Source organism: Synechococcus sp. Tobar12-5m-g (genome assembly GCF_024345415.1).
In the GTDB taxonomy this organism is placed as follows: Bacteria; Cyanobacteriota; Cyanobacteriia; order PCC-6307; family Cyanobiaceae; genus Regnicoccus.
The window spans coordinates 1-17,760 of sequence record NZ_JAGQBB010000017.1; the positions used below are offsets into that span (position 1 = coordinate 1).

Here is a 17,760-nt window from a genome sequence, read left to right on the forward strand (position 1 = left end):
TGGAAGCGGGCCAGTCCCCAAACATGGTGAGATCAGGCTCATTCCAGCCTGATCTCTGCTGAAATAGTCCAATCCGAACAATTGGTGGACCGCGACTGGCTATGCGGACGTGTTGTCCAGAGCTTCCCTAGCTTTCCCGCAGTTGACGTACCAAGTCTTCCACCGGCATAGCCTCAACCTCCGAGAGCTTCTGATTCCAGTCGTCCTTGGCGTCAACCCCTGCAAACGAAGCCACCGAAGACCGCTGTTCTGTCTGTGCCAGCGACGGCTCACTCAGGAAAAGCACCTCGGAGAGGAAGTGATCCACCAAGTCATCCACCGTGGGCTTCTCGAAAACAAGCGATTCGGATAGCGACACGCCAATGTTCTTCTCCAACAGCACATTGAACTCGAGCGCCATCAGCGAATCGAGCCCCATGTTGAAGAGCGGCTCTGACGCATCAATCTGATCAGCCTCGGCAAGGCCCAGCACCTTGGCCAGCTGCTCCTGCACGAACGTTCGGAGCACGGCTCGGCGTTCCATGGTCGGGGTGGCCTGCAGGACGGCAAGAAAGGCGGGAGGGCCAGAATCCCCGCCGGGTGAAGCACCGGATTCGCCGCCTGCCAGCAGGTCGGCCAGGAAGGCCCTCTGGCCCCGGGGAGCCTGACGGGCCAGGCGCTTCCAGTCGTTGCGCAGCACGGCCACGCAGCCGCGAGAGCTCCTGCCCAACAGACTCTCCAGCGCCACCAGGCAGCCCTCCGGTGGCAGCAAACCCACGCCCAGCGCCGAGAGCCGCTGGCGATCCCGACCACCCATGGCCGCGGCCATGCCCTCCCCCTGCCAGGGGCCCCACTGGATCGCCAGGCGGTGGCCAGCGGCAGTCCGGCAGGCGCCATCGAGCGCCCCATTGGCGGCGCCATAGCCGCTCTGGCCAGGCGAGCCCAGCAAGGAGGCCATCGAGGAGAACGCCACGCCGAAACCGAGCGGCTGCTGCGCCAGGGCCGCCTCGATCGCCATCCAGCCGTTGACCTTGACGGCCAGGGCCGCCGCCAGGCGTGCCGGCGTCTGGCCATCCATCAGGCCATCATCGAGCTGGCCCGCTGCATGGAAGAAGCCCCGAACAGGGCGCTCCACACCGCTGAGGCCAAGCCGCAACCGATCAGCGGCATCCGCCGCCGCCAGATCGATCGCCAGGCGATGCAGGCGCACCCCCCGCTGCTCCAGGCTCTCCAGCAGGTCAAGGGCCGTCGCTGAGGGGTCCTCCAGGGAACGGGACACCAGCACCAGCTCCTTCGCTCCCTGGTCCACCAACCAGGGCAGCAACTGCCGGCCGATCCCGCCCAGGGCTCCACTCACCAGGTAAGCCCCCTCGGCGTCGACCCCCAGCGCCGCGGGCCGGGGTGGCTGGGTGATCACCACCTTGCCGGTGTGGCGGGCCTGGGCCATCAGCCGGAAGGCCTCGACGCTGCGCTCGATCGGAAAAACGGCGACCGGCAAGGGGGTGAGCCGGCCGTCGCCCAGCTCGTCGATCAGCCGCACCAGGAGCTCCCGCACCAATCCCGGCGTGGCGGCCGCCACCTCCAGCAGGTCGAAGGGCAGGTAGCGGGCATCGGGGCGCCGTTCCCGGGCCTCCTGGCGGCTCCAGATCTCGATCTTGCCAAGCTCGATGAAGCGCCCCCCCTGAGCCAGGGCGCGGAAGCCGGCATCCACCGCCTCGCCCTTGAGGCTGTTGAGCACCACATCGACGCCGCGGCCGCCGGTGTGGGCCAGCACCTGATCGGCAAACTCCAGGCTGCGGGAATCGAACACCGCCTCCACCCCCTGCTCCAAAAGGCCCGGATGCTTCGCGGCGCTGGCGGTGGCCAAAATGCGGGCGCCGCAGCGGCGAGCCACCTGCAGGGCGGCCTGGCCCACACCGCCGGCGGCCGCATGGATCAGCACGGTTTGGCCCGGCTGCAACTCCGCCAGTTCCACCAGCCCGTACTGGGCGGTGAGGAAGGCGGTGGTCACGCTGGCGCCCACCACCGGGTCCATGGCCGCCGGCAGCGGCACCACCAGCTCGGCGCGGCAGCAGACATGGCTGGCCAGGCTTCCCACCGCCAGGGCCGCCACCACCGTCTGGCCGACCAGCTCATGCGGCACCCCCGCGCCAACGGCCACCACCTGGCCGACACACTCGCCACCGAAGGGCACCTGGGCCTGGGCATCGATCCCCAGTTGGCGGCTGTAGGCCCGCAACAAGCCAAGGGCATTGAGCACGTCGCGGAAATTCAGGCCGGTGGCCGCCACCGCGATCGCCACTTCCCCCGGGGCCGGCTCCTGGGCGGCCAGGGGTTCGGGCCGCAGGCTCTCCAGCATCCCGATGGACGCCGTGGTCCAGCGGAAACGATCGGGAGGCAGGGGCATCATGCGCTCGCAGCGGGCGGTGCCGTTTTGCCAGGCGATCGACCCTTCCTGCTCCGCCAGGGCCCAGAGCAGGGGCCAATCCGCCGGGCCGGGAGCCAGGGTCCGATCCTGCGGCAGCCACAGCCGGCTCCAGCTCAGCTGGCCCTGCTCCAGGGCCGCGGTTTTGCTGAATGCCTCGAGGGCACCCTGGACCGGACCATCCCCCTCCAGCACCAGCCAGATCCGACGGGGCTGGGGGGAGCGCTTTGGGTCGCTGCCGAGCTGCTGGGCCAGGGCCAGCAGGGCCTCCAGCGCCTCCTGCAGGGAGATCCTGCCCAGATCTGGCCAGAACACCACCGGACCAGGACCAGGCACCAGCTCCCCCAGGCCAAGCCGGCGAGCCATCGGGCCCTCCTGGGCCGTCCAGGCCAGGAAGGAGGCGGCCTGGTCGTCGCTGGCCCCCACCAGCCAGGGGGCCTGGGGCGGGCGAACCGGCACCGGCTGGGGCTCCGTCGGCAAGCCGGTCCAGACGCTATGGAACAACCAGTCCGCCGGATTGTCATCACGAGAACTCGCTTCCTCCGGCAGGGGGAACAGCCAATCCAGGGCCTGGCGGGGAAGACGCCGCAGCCGGAAGCCACCGATCCAGCCGATCAGAGCCTCCTGGGGGGCCATGGACGGATCCAGCACCAGCAGGTCGGCTTCCACGAAGGCGGCTTCGTCGTTGGCAACGAGCCGCACCTGGACCTGCAACCGATCGGGCAACGGCAGCCGGGCCAACCAGAGGCGATCGAAGCCAACGGGAAGGAAGACCTGGCCGGCTGCCGCGCTGGGATCAAGGGTGGCCGCCACCGCCTGCAGGCAAGCGTCGAGCAGGGCCCAGTCTTTGGCCCCCTGGGGGCGCTCAAGCTCGGCCCAGGCCAGGCCCTGCTCCTGACGGAGGCCAACCACCCCCCGGAAGGTGGGTCCGTACACCAGACCGATGCGCTCCAGGGCCGCGTAGAAACCCGCCAGCTCCACGGCTGGGGCCGTGGTGGGACAAGCGCTGGGCTCGAACGGCGGCTGAATCGGCTCTTCCGCGGAAGCGGGTGAGCGACCACGGCCGTGGAAGCTCCACTGGGGGGCACTTGAACCGGCCGCGCCGGCGGCATCGGTCAACTCCAGGCTGTGAAATTCCAGGCACTGGCTCACCAGCCCCTGGTTCCCATGGCCCTGGGACCCAGGCCCTTCGCCCATCACCAGCTGCAACCGCACCGGGTTCTGGCCAAGCTTGAGGGGGCGCTCCAGCTCCAGCCCTTCGATGGCAAGAGGGCGCCCCTGCTCCTGGAGCTCCTGCAAGGCCAGAACCAGGAAGCCAGCGGCGGGGAACACCACCTGATGGCGGAGGGCGTGGTCGGCCAGGTCGGCCGGTCGATCGGCGCGCAGGAGGATCTCGAAGCGCTGCTCACGGCCACCCGGAAGGTCGAGCCGCTGCAGCCGTGCTGGCTCCTCCGCAGCGAGCCCTGCTCCAGCCGCAGCGCCGCCAGCTCCGATGCGCGCTACCACCTGCGCGGCGGACCCAAAGACATGGTGGAGCCAGAGGCTGGCCGGTTCCTTCGACTCCCCCAGCACCGGCCACCAGTAACGCTGCTTCTGGAATGGATAGCCCGGCAAACCAACGGAGCGGTGGGGGAAGGGCCGGTGGAAGCCACGCCAATCGACCCGGTGGCCCTGGCAATGCAGATGGGCCAGGCTGGTGAGCATGACGCGGACATCCTCTTGGCCGGGGCGCAGGCTGGGCCACCAGGCCAGGGCCGGATCCGGGAGGCACTGACGCCCCATGCCGGTCAGGGTGGGACGCGCTCCGATCTCCAGAAAGGTCTGGGCGCCCTGGGCCGCCAGGGTGTCGATGCCCCGGGCGAACAGCACGGGACGAATCAGGTGATCGCACCAATAGGAGGGCTGGACGATCTCCTCCCCCGCCAGCCGGCCGGTGAGGTTGCTGACCAGGGCTTGGCGGGGGGGCTGGAAGTGAAGCTGGCTGAGCTCCCGCTCGAAGGCCCCTCGCATCGCCGCCATGGCGGGGGAGTGGAAGGCATGGCTCACCGCCAGGCGATGGACCGCATACCCCTGGGACTGGGCCTGGAGCTCGAGGCGATCGAGCTCCTTGAGCGGCCCGGACACCACGGTGTTGGCGGGACCGTTGCGGGCGGCCACCGTGAGCTGCGGATGCTGTTGCAGCAACCGATCGACCTGGTCGGCCGTGGCCAGCAGGGCCACCATGCCGCCGCCAGAGGGCAGCTCCTGCATGAGGCGGCCCCGGGCCACCACCAGCCGCAGGCCGTCTTCGAGGCTGAACACCCCCGCCAGATGGGCGGCCACCACTTCGCCGACGCTGTGGCCCATCAGCAGATCAGGCCGGATTCCCCAGCTTTGCCAGAGCTGGGCGAGGGCGTAGCCCACCACGAACAGGGCCGGTTGGGTGTAGCGGGTCTGGTTGAGGGCGTGGGCGGCGGCGGCCTCCGCGCCTGCTGGCGGATAGAGCACCTCAGCCAGGGGCTGGGGCAGGAGCGGGTCGAGCAGGCGGGTGCAGGACTCGAAAGCCTCCCGAAAAACGGGATGGTGTCGGATCAGCCCTTCGGCCATGCCCAGGGTCTGGGATCCCTGGCCGGTGAACAGGAAGGCGAGCTTGCCGGGGCGGCGGGCGGCCTGACCCCAGGTGATCCCCTGGGGCTCTTCACCCGCAGCGAAGCCATCGAGCTGCTTCAGCAGGACGGCCGGATCCTGGGCAAGGCAGACCAGCCGGCGCGGGAGCTGGCTGCGCCGCTGGTTGGCCGTGGCGCAGACATCCGCCAAGGGCGGACGACCCGGCTGCCGCATCCACTGGCCCAGCGACGCGGCCTGCTGCCGCAGGGCCGCGTCGGTGCGGGCCGAGAGGCACAGCAGCTGAAGGGGCAACGGCTTCAAGGCCCGGGGCGGCTTCCCGCCGGACTGCTCCGCTGCCGCCTGGGTGGCTTCGCCGAGCACCACGTGGGCGTTGGTGCCGCCGAAACCGAAGGAACTGACCCCCACCACGGCCGGGCGATCCGCTTGCGGGAACGGCTCCAGGCAGGTCTGGACCCTGAGCTTCAGCCCCTTGAAATCGATCGCGGGATTGGGGCTGTGGCAATGGAGGCTGGCGGGAAGCTGCCGGTGATGGACGCAGAGGGCGGCCTTGATCAGCCCCGTGATCCCTGCGGCGGTTTCGCCGTGGCCCAGGTTGCTCTTCACCGAGCCCACCCTGCAGGGCTCCTCCTCCGGCCGGCCTTCACCGAGCACGGTGCCAAGTGCCCGCAGTTCCACCGGGTCCCCCTGGCGTGTTCCAGTGCCATGGGCTTCGACGTACTGCGCAGTGGCCGGATCGATGCCGGCCCGCTGGAACGCCTGGCGTACACAATCCACCTGGGCGCGCAGGTTGGGGGCCACCATGCCGTTGCTGCGGCCGTCGGAATTGATCGCCGTGCCGTGGATCAGGGCGTAGATCAAGTCACCGTTGGCCCGGGCCGCCGAGAGGGGTTTCAGCAGCACCGCCCCGGCCCCTTCGGAGCGCACATAGCCATTGGCGCTGGCATCGAAACTCTTGCAGCGACCATCGGGGGAGAGCAGACCGGCCTTGCAGAAGCCCATCTGGATGGCGGGGCTGATCAGGGCCTGCACCCCCCCGGCCAGGGCCGCCACCGACTCGCCGCGCCACAGGCTCTCGCAGGCCAGATGCACCGCCACCATTGAAGAGGAGCAGGCGGTGTCGACCGTGAAGCTCGGACCCTTGAAGTCGAAGAAATAGGAGAGACGGTTCGCCGCGATTGAGCCGGTATTGCCAGGCAGCAGGAAGGGCTCGTTGTCGGGAACGGCATAGCCTTCCTTGGAAACCCACATAAATTCCCTATAATCCGATGTGGAAATCCCGATGAACACCCCCACCGCCTGACCGCGAACCGCCTCCAGGGGCTGGCCCCCGTCTTCGAGGGCCCGCCAGGCCACCTCCAGCAACAGCCGTTGCTGCGGATCCATGGAGATTGCCTCCCGGGGCGAGATGCCGAAGAAAGCCGCGTCGAACTGGTCGATGCCCTCAATGAAGCCGCCGTGCCGCACGTGCTGATGCAGGGGCCGCTGGGGATCAGGATCGAAATGGAGGGCCAGGTCCCAGCGCTCCGGTGGCACCTCGGTGATCGCATCCCGGCCCTGGATCAGCAAGTCCCAGAAATCCCCAGGTGAATCCACGCCTCCCGGCAGGCGGCAACCCATCCCCACGATGGCAATCGGCTCAGGTGAACGTTGAGCCAAGGAATCGCCGTTGCTCATGCGCATCTATGCAGCCCGACCGGATAACGCCCGCAGGAACAGGCTTGAATACCGTTCGATCAATTCCTCCGGGGTGGGGCACCCAACACCGAGTTCTTCAAGGACCGCCAAGGTCCGGCGACAACTGGTCCTGGAGCGCAGGCCCGGCGTCATCAGCTGGGAGTAGGTGAGTTGTTCGATCCCCCAGCGCTGGGAGAAGAACGGGATGAGGGGATAGAGCGGATTGGCGGGCTGCTCCGACAACGCCCGCAGCCAATCCTCAAGCGGAACCTGCTGCGGGCTCTGGTCGCTGAATCCGTCCAGCAGGTCACTCCACAGCACCGGCTGGGGATGGCTGAGATGGAAGACCTGACCGGCATGTTCGCTCTTCCAGGCCAGGGCGCCGATGGCAGCAGTCACGTAATCCACCGGCACCAGATCCAGCTCTGCCATGACATCGAGGGTCTGGCCCAGCTCAAGGCAGCCCCGCACCAGGCGATGGATGTAGTCGTCAGCGTTCCAGGCGCCGCTGCGGGAATGGCCGCCGATCAGGGAAGGCCGGAACACCGTCACCGGCAGGCCCCGGGCGGCCGCGGCCAGCACCAGACGCTCGCTGACCCACTTGGTCTGGGAGTAGCCGAGCACGATTCCCTGCCATTCGGTGAGGTCATCGGATTCGAGGATCTCGCGGTCGCGGTAGGCGGTGGCTTCGGCCACCGCGGTGCTGGAGATGAACTGGACGGGCAAGGGACGGGGGCCAGCCACCGCCAGGCGCAGCACCTCGAGGGTGCCCCCCACATTGGTGGGGCGGAGCTGGCTGTAGGGCAGCGTGTAGCTGAGCCGGGCCCCGTTGTGAAGAATGCCGCCCAGCCCTTCAGCCAAGACATTGAAGCTGGCGGCGTCCAGGCCGAAGCGGGGCTCGGAGAGGTCACCCGCCACGCCGACGATCCGCTCGCCATAGGACTCCCTCCAGAGCCCGTAGCTGCTCAGATTGGCCCGCACCCGCTCACGGGCCCCCGGGTTGGAATCGGCGCGGGCCAGGCAATGGACCGTGAGATAGGGCCAACGCTCGAGCTGGTCGGCCAGCAGGTGGGCACCAAGGAAGCCGGTGGCCCCGGTCATGAGCACCGCCTGGCCAGGGCCATCCGGCGAAGTGCCCGTGGCGCTGAAGGACCCTGGCCAGTCAGCTGGCAAGACGGCGTCTCTGGACAGGTCGGTGCCCGCTCCAGCGCCGTTGGCCGACTGGCTTCCCCCTCCCAGCAGCAGCAGCACGTGGCTGGCCAGGCTTCCCAGCGAGGGATCCCCCGCCATGGCCCCGAGTCCCAGGCTCACGCCCAGGCCTGACTGCACCGCCGTGGCCAGCTCGACGGCCATCATCGAATCCATCCCGAGCAACTGGAGGTCGGTGCTGGCCTGAAGATCGGCCACGTCATAACCCCCCAGCTCAGCGAGCACATCAGCCAGGCAGCGCACCATGGCCGCCTCGGCCGTGGTGCCGTCTGTGTTGCCCTCGTGCTCCCTGATCTCCGCGAGCTCCAGGGTCAAGGCCTTGAACCGGGGCAAGAAGCGATCATGGGCCTGCTCCTCCAGCTCCACGACCACGGCCCGGGCCGCGCCGCTCCCCATCCAGCGCTCCAGGCTGGCCAGGGCCTGATTTGGCTTGATCTTGCGAAGAAAATCAGCCGTCCCTGCCGCCATGCCCTCTCCCGCCCAGGGGCCCCAGTTGATGCTCAACGCCGGCAGGCCCTGGGCCTTTCGCTCGGCCATCAGCCCGTCAAGGGCCCCATTGGCGGCGCCATAGGCGGCCTGGCCAGGCGAGCCGAGCAGACCCGCCACGGAGGAGTAACAGAGGAAAAAATCGAGCGGCAGGCCCCGGCTGAGCCGGTCAAGCTGCAGAGCCCCCAGCACCTTGGCGGCGGCAACGGCGGCACAACGCTCCGGTGTCTGGTTGATCAGCAGGCCATCATCCAGCACACCGGCGGCGTGGATGATGCCCTGCAGGGGCAGTCCGCTGGCGGCGATGCGGGCGAAGACGGCTTCAAGGGCGGCGCCATCAGCCACGTCGGCACTCTCCACCGTCACGGTGGCCCCGAGGGCTTCGAGTTCGGCGACGACGCCGAGCTGGGCGGGGTTGGCGGGCCGGCGGGCCAGCAGCACCAGATGCCGGCTGCCGGCGCCCACGAGCCAGCGGGCCGTGGCGAGGCCCAGGGCCCCCAGCCCTCCGCTGATCAGCACCGTGGCGGCGGCCCGCAGCGCCGGGCCAGGGGCCTCGAGCAACGCCGGCGGCGCCGGATCCAGGCTCACCCGTTCCACCCTTCCGCCCCTGAGCCGCCGTTCTTCGAGGGCCTTCAGGGCCGGTGCCTGGTGGAGCAGGGCGGCCAGCTCGGATCCGCAGGAATCGCACCACAACAGAGCTCCCCCCTGGGGCCCCGCTTCCCGAATCCAGCAGCGGGCCAGGGCCGCCAAAGCTTCGCCGCCGGCCTGGTCCAGGCCGCTCAGGGCCCAGTGCACCGCTTCGAGGCGGCCGCTGCGCTCCAGCAGGCCCCGCAGCAAGGGCAGCCATTCCGCCCAGAAGGGCTCTCCAGCCAGGGCTTCGGCCGCGGGAGGTTCCAGGCCCGCCAACAGCACGACCACCGGCGGGCTGGCGCCATCCCCGTCCGCCCGGGGGCCATCGAGCCAGGCATCGAGGCCGTTGAGATCGGCACTCCAGCAGGCTCCGGCCCCGATCGCTTTGGCCAAGCCTGATCCGAGGTCGGCCTTTCCCCCGAGCAACATCAAGGGAGCGGTCCCAGGAAGGGCACCGTGCTCGAGGACCTCCAGGGGCATCCAGCAGCGCCAACGGTCGAGGTGAAAAGCCTGGTTGGGCTGGATCCGGTGGTGCTCCTCAATCCAGAACGATCCACGCTCGAACGGCACGGTGGGGAGCACCTGGCGAGGCCAGAGTTGCCGAGGGGAAAGCGGACGCCAGTCGAGCTGGCAGCCCGCCAACCAGAGTTCCACCGCCCGGGCGATGCCGGGAGCTTCGAGGGGAAGCTGCACGTCATACCCATGGGCCGTGAGTTCCTCGCTGGCCTCGGAGGCAGCCACCAGGCGGGGCCGTGACGGGAACGCCGCGAGCATGTGGGCCAGGTCCGCCGACTCGGGGCCATACACCACCGCAGAGGGCTCCACCCCGAGTTGCTGCCAGGCCTCCACCCAATCGCTCCCCTCCCGCGGCAGCGGGACCAGCAGGTCCCAGGCCAGGCGAGGAGCGGTGGGCAGAGCCTCCCTGCAAATCACCGCGGGCGACTCGGCCCCATCCAGCCAGTCAGCGAGGGCGGCGGCGGCCGCCATCGGCGACGAGGCATTCAGGGCCAACCGCCAGCGAAGGCTGCGGCGGCCCTCCCGGCTGGTGGCACACAGAACCTGCCAGCTCGACTGGGGCCGTTCGGGCAACCAGCCTGCATACCGCACTACCAGCCTGTGGAGGTTGTCCTCGCTGGAGGCCGACAGCAGCAGCCAGTCGTCAGCTGGGGGCGCCGCAGGCGGCTCGATGATCGACTCCACCGGCGCCTGCTCGAGGATCACATGGGCATTGGTGCCGTTCCAGCCGAACGAACTCACCGCCGCCCGCCTGGGGCCCTCCTGGCGTGGCCAGGGTTCCAGGACCTCGGGAAGCCGGAGCGCCCACTGATCCCAGTCCATCAGAGGGGTGGGTTGGCGCAGATGCAGGTGCGGCGGCACCAGCCCCTTCTGGACCATCAGGATGCCCTTGATCAGGCCGGCGATTCCGGAAGCCCCCTCCAGGTGGCCGATGTTGGTCTTGACCGAGCCCAGCAAGAGGGGAGCATCCCTATCGGCTGTGGCGTAGATCGGGGCCAGGGCCTTGAGCTCGATCGGATCACCCAGGGCGGTGCCGGTGCCATGGGCCTCCAGCACATCGATCTGATCACCCTCCAGTTGGGCCAGGGCCAGGGTCTGGCGCATCAGGGCGGCCTGAGCTTCGCCACTGGGAACGGTGAGCCCCGCCGTGGCACCGTCCTGGTTCACGCCACTGCCGCGCAGCACCGCCCAGATCGGATCGCCGGCCGCCATCGCATCGGCCAACCGCTTCAGCACCACCACGCCGCAGCCTTCGCTGCGCACATACCCGTCGGCAGCCGCATCGAAGGATTTGCAGCGGCCATCGGCGGCCATCATTCCGCTCTTTGCCAGGCAAAGGCTGTTCACCGGCGAAAGAATCAGGCTCACGCCACCGGCGATGGCCAGGTTGGAGCCCCGATCCCGCAGGGAGCGGCAGGCCAGGTCCACCGTCACCAGGGAGGAGGAGCAGGCGGTATCAACCGCCAGGGAGGGCCCGGTCAAGCCCAACAGGTAGGAGAGCCGGCCCGGCGCCATGCTGAGGCTGGAGCCGGAGGCGAAATAGAGGTCGAAGCGTTCATCCCCAACCTCGCTGCGCAACTGGCGCCAGGAGTAATCGCTGGTGCAGATGCCCATGAACACCCCCGTGGCCGTGCCCTTCAACCGATCGGTGGCGATGGCCGCCGACTCCAGAGCGTCTTGGGCCACCTCGAGGATGAGCCTGTGCTGGGGATCCATGGCCTGGGCCTCCCGGGGGGAGACGCCGAAGCTGGCGGGATCGAACTGGTCGACATTGGCCAGGAACCCACCCCGCCGGAAATGCATCTTTCCGGGGCGGCCGGGGCTGGGATCGAAAAAATCGTCAATCGGCCAACGGCTGGGGGGCACCTCACTGAGCCCATCGCCGCCTTCACAGAGAAACGTCCAGAACGCCTCCGGACTCTCCAGGTTCGGCTTCCCTTCACCACCGGGGAAACGGCAGCCCACCCCAATGACGGCAATGGGTTCAGCCTGGAGAAGTTGACGCTGATCGTGGGCCTTCTGGGCCAGCAGTGCCAGTTGAAGCGCAGAGAGACCCTTAACCATGGAGCAAGTATTCCATGACCTTCTGGGGATCGGAATGCAGGGCGCACTCCCGGTAGCGATGCCGCAACAGCTGATAACGGTCAGGATCGGCCAGCCAGGCTCCCACAACCGCCGCCAGGTCACTGGCGCTATGGATGGTGGTTTCGAGCCCTCGGTCGCGGAAGAACCGCAGGGCCAAAAGCTCCTGGGGCATGGTGCCCCCTAGGTGGTGAAAGATCAGGGGACAGCCCAGCATCAGAGCTTCTGTGGCGGTGCGGGCTCCAGGCCGGCTGACCATCGCCCAGCAGCGGCGATAGAGGGCAGCCATGGCCTTGGGTTCCTGGAAATCCATGGCCGTGACAGCCAGGTCTGGGTGGCGAGCGGTCCACTCCTCCACGGCTTCCTTCACTTCCCTGCGGCGTCCGCACAGGGCCACCACCTCCAGTTGACCCGCCCAGGGGAGCAGCTGCTCCAGAAGGGCCAGATGACTGTTCGCGCCGTTCGAACCTGACCCGAGCACAAGGAGAGGAGACCCATCAAGGGTAAGCGGTGCTGGGCCACCCCCATGGAAAGGCACCGGGAGGAGCGGGCCCAGCACGTTGATGCGCTCCTGGGGATATCTCCGCTTCTTTGCCTCAAGAGCCACAGCCTCGGTGATAGCCCAGAAGCCATCGGCCGCGCGGGTTACCCAGTTGCGGGTGAAGCCGAAGCCACCATCGACTTCCGTGCAACAGACGACGCAGCGTAGGTGCGGCCCGACGATGTGCTTTGCCAGATCGAAATGACCGCGGTTGGTGTGGGGATGGGTGGAGATCAGCAGATCCGGACGGAATCGGCGCAGCTCCTGAACGAAATGGCCACGGCCGATCAGGACGGTGCCGGGCTTGGTGAAATCTTCGGTTTCCAGGATTCGCCAGTAGATCTTGTGGAGCCAGGGAGCTTTCGTCTGAATCCAATTATAGAGATTGGTCGCGTCGTCATAGTAGGCACAGGTGTCTTCGTGGAAGAGGACCGCTACATCCACGCGGGGAGTCTGAAGACCAAACCACTCAACCAGGGCATTCGCGGCCGCCTGATGAGCGGTGCCTGCCCTGGAGGTGAGAATCAGAACGCCCATCATACAAGCGTCGCAGGAAGGCTTCCCTGCCGCTTGATTTTTTCCGACTGCCACACAAGAACCACCAGCAACAGCCAACCCACCACAAAGATTCCAATCGCCATCGCTCGACCGGCGGAGAAACCCATCGTTTCCTTGATCCAGATGGGCCAGAGGCTCCAGGACATCGCCGGCTGCACCAGGCGATCGACGACAACGGCGCTGCTGAAAAACGCCGACAGCCGGGCGCCCCATTCCAGGGCGAAACGCGCCGCGAACAGTCGCGGCTGCTGGTCAAGGGTGATCGCCGCTTGCCAGAGGCACTGGAGGGCGGCCCCGACGATGGGAACGCCTGCTGAGAAAAGGGCAAGGCCAGCAAACCAGATCATGGGGAGCTCCTCGAACACCACCAACCCAGCCCCGATCAGGATCACGCTCTGAACCGCCAGAGCTGAAAGAAGCAGCAAGGCCCAGCGGCGATGTTGCACCGCTTGCCAAGCGATCATCCCGAGTCCATACCCCCCTGCCCCAACCGCGAGGGCAACACTGAGTCGTGATGCACCCATGGCCGTGACCACCCAGGCGGGGAATAGAAGGTCGCAGGCCGCCAACGCGAAGGCCACGGTGGTGCCAAGCAAGAGGAGTGGCCGGGTCGAGGAGCTTGCCCAGAGCTCCGCTACTCCAGCCCGCAGGCCAGGCACCCAGACCTGACGAGGCCGAAGCGGGGCGAGGGCCACCCGGGGCCAACGGACCAGGGCCACACACGCCAGGGCCACCAAGCAGGTGGCGCCGTCGAGGACCAGCGCCCCCGGGAGGCCGCCGATCCCCGCCAGGGTCGCGCCAAAGATAGGGGCAGTGGCCATCACCAGTCCCTCGCCATTGGCAAACAGGCCGTTGGCCCTGCCCAGTTGCTGCGTCGGAACCATCTGGGGGATGAGGCTCGCGAAGCAAAGCACCAGCGTGGCTTCCGCCACCGCTGCCAGGGACAGCAGAGCCAGGATGAACGCCAGCGGAACAGCCTGGCGCATCAGGGCAACGGCCAACAGCAGCGTGACGGTTCCGCCAAGGCCGTTGGCGATCAGCATCACGCGGCGCCGGGGCCAGCCGGCCAGCCTTCGACCCAGCAAGGGAAGGGCGAGCAGCTTGGCCAGCAGGATGACGATCGCCACCGTCGCAAAGCTGGAGAGTTGGCCATCCCGCTGGAACAACCACAGCCCGAGCGCATAGAGGCTGGTCTGGGTTCCGAAGTTCGAGACCAGCTGACCTGCCCAGAGGATGGTGAAGGCATTGGGCAAAGCAGGCGCTTCCCACGGGGCCGGATCCTAGGTACCAGCAAAGGTCGCGCCCTACGGTGCCGGAACGGACACCTCCGCTCCCCCTTGACCCTCAGGCTCACCAACACGCTCACCCGGCGCAGCGAACCCTTCGTCCCGCTGGTGCCCGCTCAGGTGTCGATCTACTGCTGCGGGGTCACGGTCTACGACCTCTGCCACCTGGGCCATGCCCGCAGCTACATCGCCTGGGATGTGCTGCGCCGGTACCTGACTTGGAGCGGCTTTGCGGTCACCTTCGTGCAGAACGTCACCGACATCGACGACAAGATCCTGCAGCGGGCCACCGCCGAGGGCAGCTCCATGGAGGAGGTGAGCGAGAGGAACATCACCGCCTTCCAGGCCGATATGGCGGCCTTGAACATCCTGCCGCCCGACCGCATGCCCCGGGCCACCCGCTGCCTCGATGGCATCCGCCAGTTGATTGGTGAACTGGAGTCGAAGGGGGCGGCCTATTCCGCCGACGGAGATGTGTATTTCGCCGTGACCAAGGCGGCGGGCTACGGCAAATTGTCGGGCCGCGATCTCAGCGAGCAGCAGGACAACGCCGACGGCCGGGTGTCTGGCGAGGAGGAACGGCGCAAGCACCACCCCTTCGACTTCGCCCTCTGGAAAGGGGCCAAGCCCGGCGAACCCAGCTTTCCTTCCCCCTGGGGACCGGGCCGGCCGGGCTGGCACATCGAGTGCTCGGCGATGGTGCGGCAGGAACTCGGCGATTCGATCGACATCCACCTCGGCGGCGCCGACCTGATCTTTCCCCACCACGAGAACGAGATCGCCCAGTCGGAAGCGGCCACCGGCAAGCCCCTGGCCCGTTACTGGCTGCACAACGGCATGGTCAATGTCAGCGGCGAGAAGATGGGCAAGTCGCTCGGCAACTTCACCACGATCCGGGCCTTGCTGGAGAGCGGCGTCAGCCCGATGACCCTGCGGCTGTTCGTGCTCCAGGCCCACTACCGCAAGCCGCTCGATTTCAGCGCCGAGGCCCTCGAGGCGGCCGCCACAGGGTGGCGCGGCCTCAACGCCGCCCTCGAGCTCGTGGCGCGGTTCGGCGACCGGCTGGGCTTCGAGCCCCCCGACCCGGCCGAGCCGCTGTCAGCGAACCCCGAGAGCAGCGACACCAGCGACTCCCGGGAGGCCTTCATCGCCGCCATGGACGATGACCTCAACAGCTCGGCCGCCCTGGCGGTGTTGTTCAAGCTGGCCCGACCGCTGCGGGCCCTCTCCAACCGGCTGGAGCGGGGCGAGGACCCCCACGAACCCGATCCCCTCCCCGGCGCCACGCCATCCGACCTCCTGGCCCAGTGGCAGCTCCTGGTGGAGCTGGCCGGGGTGCTGGGGCTGAAGGCTGAGCCCTCCCCCACGGCACCGCCCCGGGAAGACCCTGCCGCCGCCGGACCGGTGGAACGGGAGATCGCCGCCCTGATCAAACAGCGGTTGGAGGCCCGAAAGGCCAGGAACTACGCCGCCGCCGACGCGATCCGCGACCAACTGCGCGGCCATGGCATCGAGCTGATCGACCGCCCCGGCGGCAGCACCGACTGGATCCGCAGGTAGGGCTGAGGCTGGCCCTGAGACAGCGGGGGAACAGATCCAGCAGCTGCCCAACGCCGATAGCGTGGAAGCCACCACAACCCAGCCACGTCAGACCCGCCGGGAACAGCCACCGCTGCTCGATCTGCCTGGGGTCCTCACCCTGATGGTCGGCACAGTCCTGGCCCTGATCGCACTCTTCTCCAGCGACGACCATGTCGACCTCTTCCGCCAGCAGCGCCTCGAGCTACCCCAGCTGGCCGGCGTCTGGCTCATCGCTGGGTCCCTTCCGCTCCTTCTTGTCGATGCTCAACTGGCGACCCGTCGCCGATTTAGAGCGGAGAGAACAGATCGCCGAGAGCAGGATTCAGCAGCTCAAGAGCGAACAAGAGCAGCTGAAGAGCGAGCGAATGCAGATCGAGAGCGACTGCGTGCGGATCGAGAACGAGATCGCGCGACTGAAAGAGCTCAACGCCAAACTCGCTGCGCTCTGGCCCAGCTCCAGCACCAGCTCGACCCCACCGACGACTCCCGCCAGCGACTGCGCGCCGTGATCGCCTTGCTGCGGGAGTACGGCGAGCTGGGGTAGGCGATGGTCGATCCGGGGCTTGCCTTCTGAGCCGGGGTTTGCCGTCTGAGTCCGTCGGGAGCTCACTCCCCCGGCGAACCGGTCGGGCCCTTGCCGGCCATCAGGGTCTCGATCCGGCGGATGCGCTTGACCGTGGTTTGCCACACCTCGCGGCGGAAGGACTCCTCGGCGGGGCAGGCTTCCACCAGTGCCTCGATGGGCTCGCCCCGTTCGAAGGCATCCCAGAGTTCCCGCTCCAGCCGGGCCCGCTCGATGAAGTTCCAGCGCTTCAGCCAGAGCACGGCGGACCGGCAGGGGCCTCCAGTGTGACGCCCACACCCCGGCCCATGCGGGGGCCTGGCGCTGATGGGAGACTGGCGTCCATCGACGGAGCTTCGTGGTGAAGGCGATCAGCGTGCTGGGCTCCACCGGCTCGATCGGCACCCAGACCCTGGAGCTGGCCGAGGAGTTCCCGGATCGCTTCCAGGTGGTGGCCCTCACCGCCGGCCGCAACCTGAGCCTGCTCACCGAGCAGATCCAGCGCCACGCCCCCGAGGTGGTGGCGCTGGCCGATGCCGCCCTGCTGCCCGAGCTGCGCGCCCGCCTCGATGCCCTGGAGCCCGCCGCCCGGCCCACCCGGCGGCCCGAGCTGCTGGGGGGCAGCGAGGGTCTGTGCGCCGCCGCCGCGTGGCCCACGGCGGAGCTGGTGGTGACCGGCATCGTCGGCTGCGCCGGCCTGCTGCCCACCCTGGCGGCGATCCACGCCGGCAAAGACCTCGCTCTCGCCAACAAGGAGACCCTGATCGCCGCAGGTCCGGTGGTGTTGCCGGAGCTCAAAAAAAGCGGCAGCCGCCTGCTGCCCGCCGATTCCGAGCACTCCGCCATCTTCCAGTGCCTGCAGGGCACCCCCTGGGCCGACACCGCCCGCCTCTCGACCGGCGTGCCCACCCCGGGCCTGCGCCGCATCCAGCTCACCGCCTCCGGTGGCGCCTTCCGCGACTGGCCCGCCGCTGATCTCGCCAAGGCCACCGTGGCCGACGCCACCAGCCACCCCAACTGGAGCATGGGCCGCAAGATCACCGTGGATTCCGCCACCTTGATGAACAAGGGGCTGGAGGTGATCGAGGCCCATTACCTTTTCGGCCTGGGCTTCGACCAGATCGAGATCATCATCCACCCCCAGAGCATCATCCACTCGATGGTGGAGCTGGCCGATTCCTCGGTGCTGGCCCAACTGGGCTGGCCCGACATGAAGCTGCCCCTGCTCTACTGCCTCAGCTGGCCCGAGCGCCTGGGCACCCCCTGGCGCCGGCTCGATCTCACCGAAGTGGGCACGCTCAGCTTCCGTGCCCCCGACCGGGCCAAGTACCCCTGCATGCAGCTGGCCTACGCCGCCGGCCGCGCCGGTGGCACGATGCCGGCGGTGCTCAACGCCGCCAACGAGCAGGCCGTGGCCCTCTTCCTGGAGGAGCGCATTCCCTTCCTGGCGATTCCAGAGCTGATCGAGCGGGTCTGCGATCGCCACCGGCCCGACCTGCAGGCCGATCCAGCCCTGGACGACGTGCTGGCCGCCGATGGCTGGGCACGGATGGCGGTGCACGAGGCTGCCGCCACGATGGTGCCTGCCTCTGGCGCCACGGCCCAGCTCCTGCCCCGCTAAGCC

Annotated in this window: 8 protein-coding genes; 3 read left to right on the plus strand and 5 right to left on the minus strand. The window is 68.4% G+C overall.

Features of this window, described 5'->3' with window-relative positions; translation table 11 throughout:
* Positions 1-127: 127 nt before the first annotated feature.
* From KBY66_RS15630 to KBY66_RS10995, 4 genes are all read right to left on the minus strand, one after another.
* Positions 128-6,667, minus strand: a complete 6,540-nt coding sequence (locus tag KBY66_RS15630) for a type I polyketide synthase (protein WP_261346982.1) — start codon at positions 6,665-6,667, stop codon at positions 128-130.
* A 24-nt stretch (positions 6,668-6,691) separates the two neighbouring features.
* Positions 6,692-11,590: a thioester reductase domain-containing protein gene (locus KBY66_RS10985; RefSeq protein WP_255089506.1), complete on the minus strand. Its 4,899-nt coding sequence runs from the start codon at positions 11,588-11,590 to the stop codon at positions 6,692-6,694.
* Positions 11,583-12,593 (minus strand): glycosyltransferase, encoded by a 1,011-nt coding sequence (locus KBY66_RS10990; protein WP_255089508.1) that lies wholly within the window; start codon positions 12,591-12,593, stop codon positions 11,583-11,585. Before KBY66_RS10990 ends, KBY66_RS10985 begins: the two co-directional genes overlap by 8 nt.
* A gap of 92 nt (positions 12,594-12,685) precedes the next feature.
* The gene (locus tag KBY66_RS10995; RefSeq protein ID WP_255089510.1) at positions 12,686-13,960 is read right to left on the minus strand and encodes an MFS transporter; all 1,275 of its coding nucleotides are present in this window, start codon (positions 13,958-13,960) and stop codon (positions 12,686-12,688) included.
* Positions 13,961-14,044: 84 nt separating this feature from the next.
* Between KBY66_RS10995 and cysS the strand changes: the two genes are divergently transcribed.
* Entirely contained in the window at positions 14,045-15,553 is a 1,509-nt protein-coding gene (cysS, locus tag KBY66_RS11000; RefSeq protein ID WP_255089512.1) for a cysteine--tRNA ligase, read from the plus strand.
* A 191-nt stretch (positions 15,554-15,744) separates the two neighbouring features.
* On the plus strand, positions 15,745-16,083 hold the full coding sequence (locus KBY66_RS11005; RefSeq protein ID WP_255089514.1) for a hypothetical protein: 339 nt from the start codon (positions 15,745-15,747) through the stop codon (positions 16,081-16,083).
* A 97-nt stretch (positions 16,084-16,180) separates the two neighbouring features.
* On the opposite strand, the gene KBY66_RS11010 is transcribed toward KBY66_RS11005, so the two are convergent.
* A complete protein-coding gene (locus KBY66_RS11010; RefSeq protein WP_255089515.1) occupies positions 16,181-16,399 on the minus strand; it encodes a hypothetical protein in 219 nt (72 codons plus the stop codon).
* Between the two features lie 98 nt (positions 16,400-16,497).
* Between KBY66_RS11010 and KBY66_RS11015 the strand changes: the two genes are divergently transcribed.
* A complete protein-coding gene (locus tag KBY66_RS11015; RefSeq protein WP_255089516.1) occupies positions 16,498-17,757 on the plus strand; it encodes a 1-deoxy-D-xylulose-5-phosphate reductoisomerase in 1,260 nt (419 codons plus the stop codon).
* Positions 17,758-17,760 lie beyond the last annotated feature (3 nt).

Bases quoted from the DNA above. Each gene is read 5' to 3' on its own strand.
- KBY66_RS10985 (WP_255089506.1), bottom strand. From the start codon at position 11,590: ATGGTTAAGGGTCTCTCTGCGCTTCAACTGGCACTGCTGGCCCAGAAG.
- KBY66_RS11005 (WP_255089514.1), top strand. From the start codon at position 15,745: ATGTCGACCTCTTCCGCCAGCAGCGCCTCGAGCTACCCCAGCTGGCCG.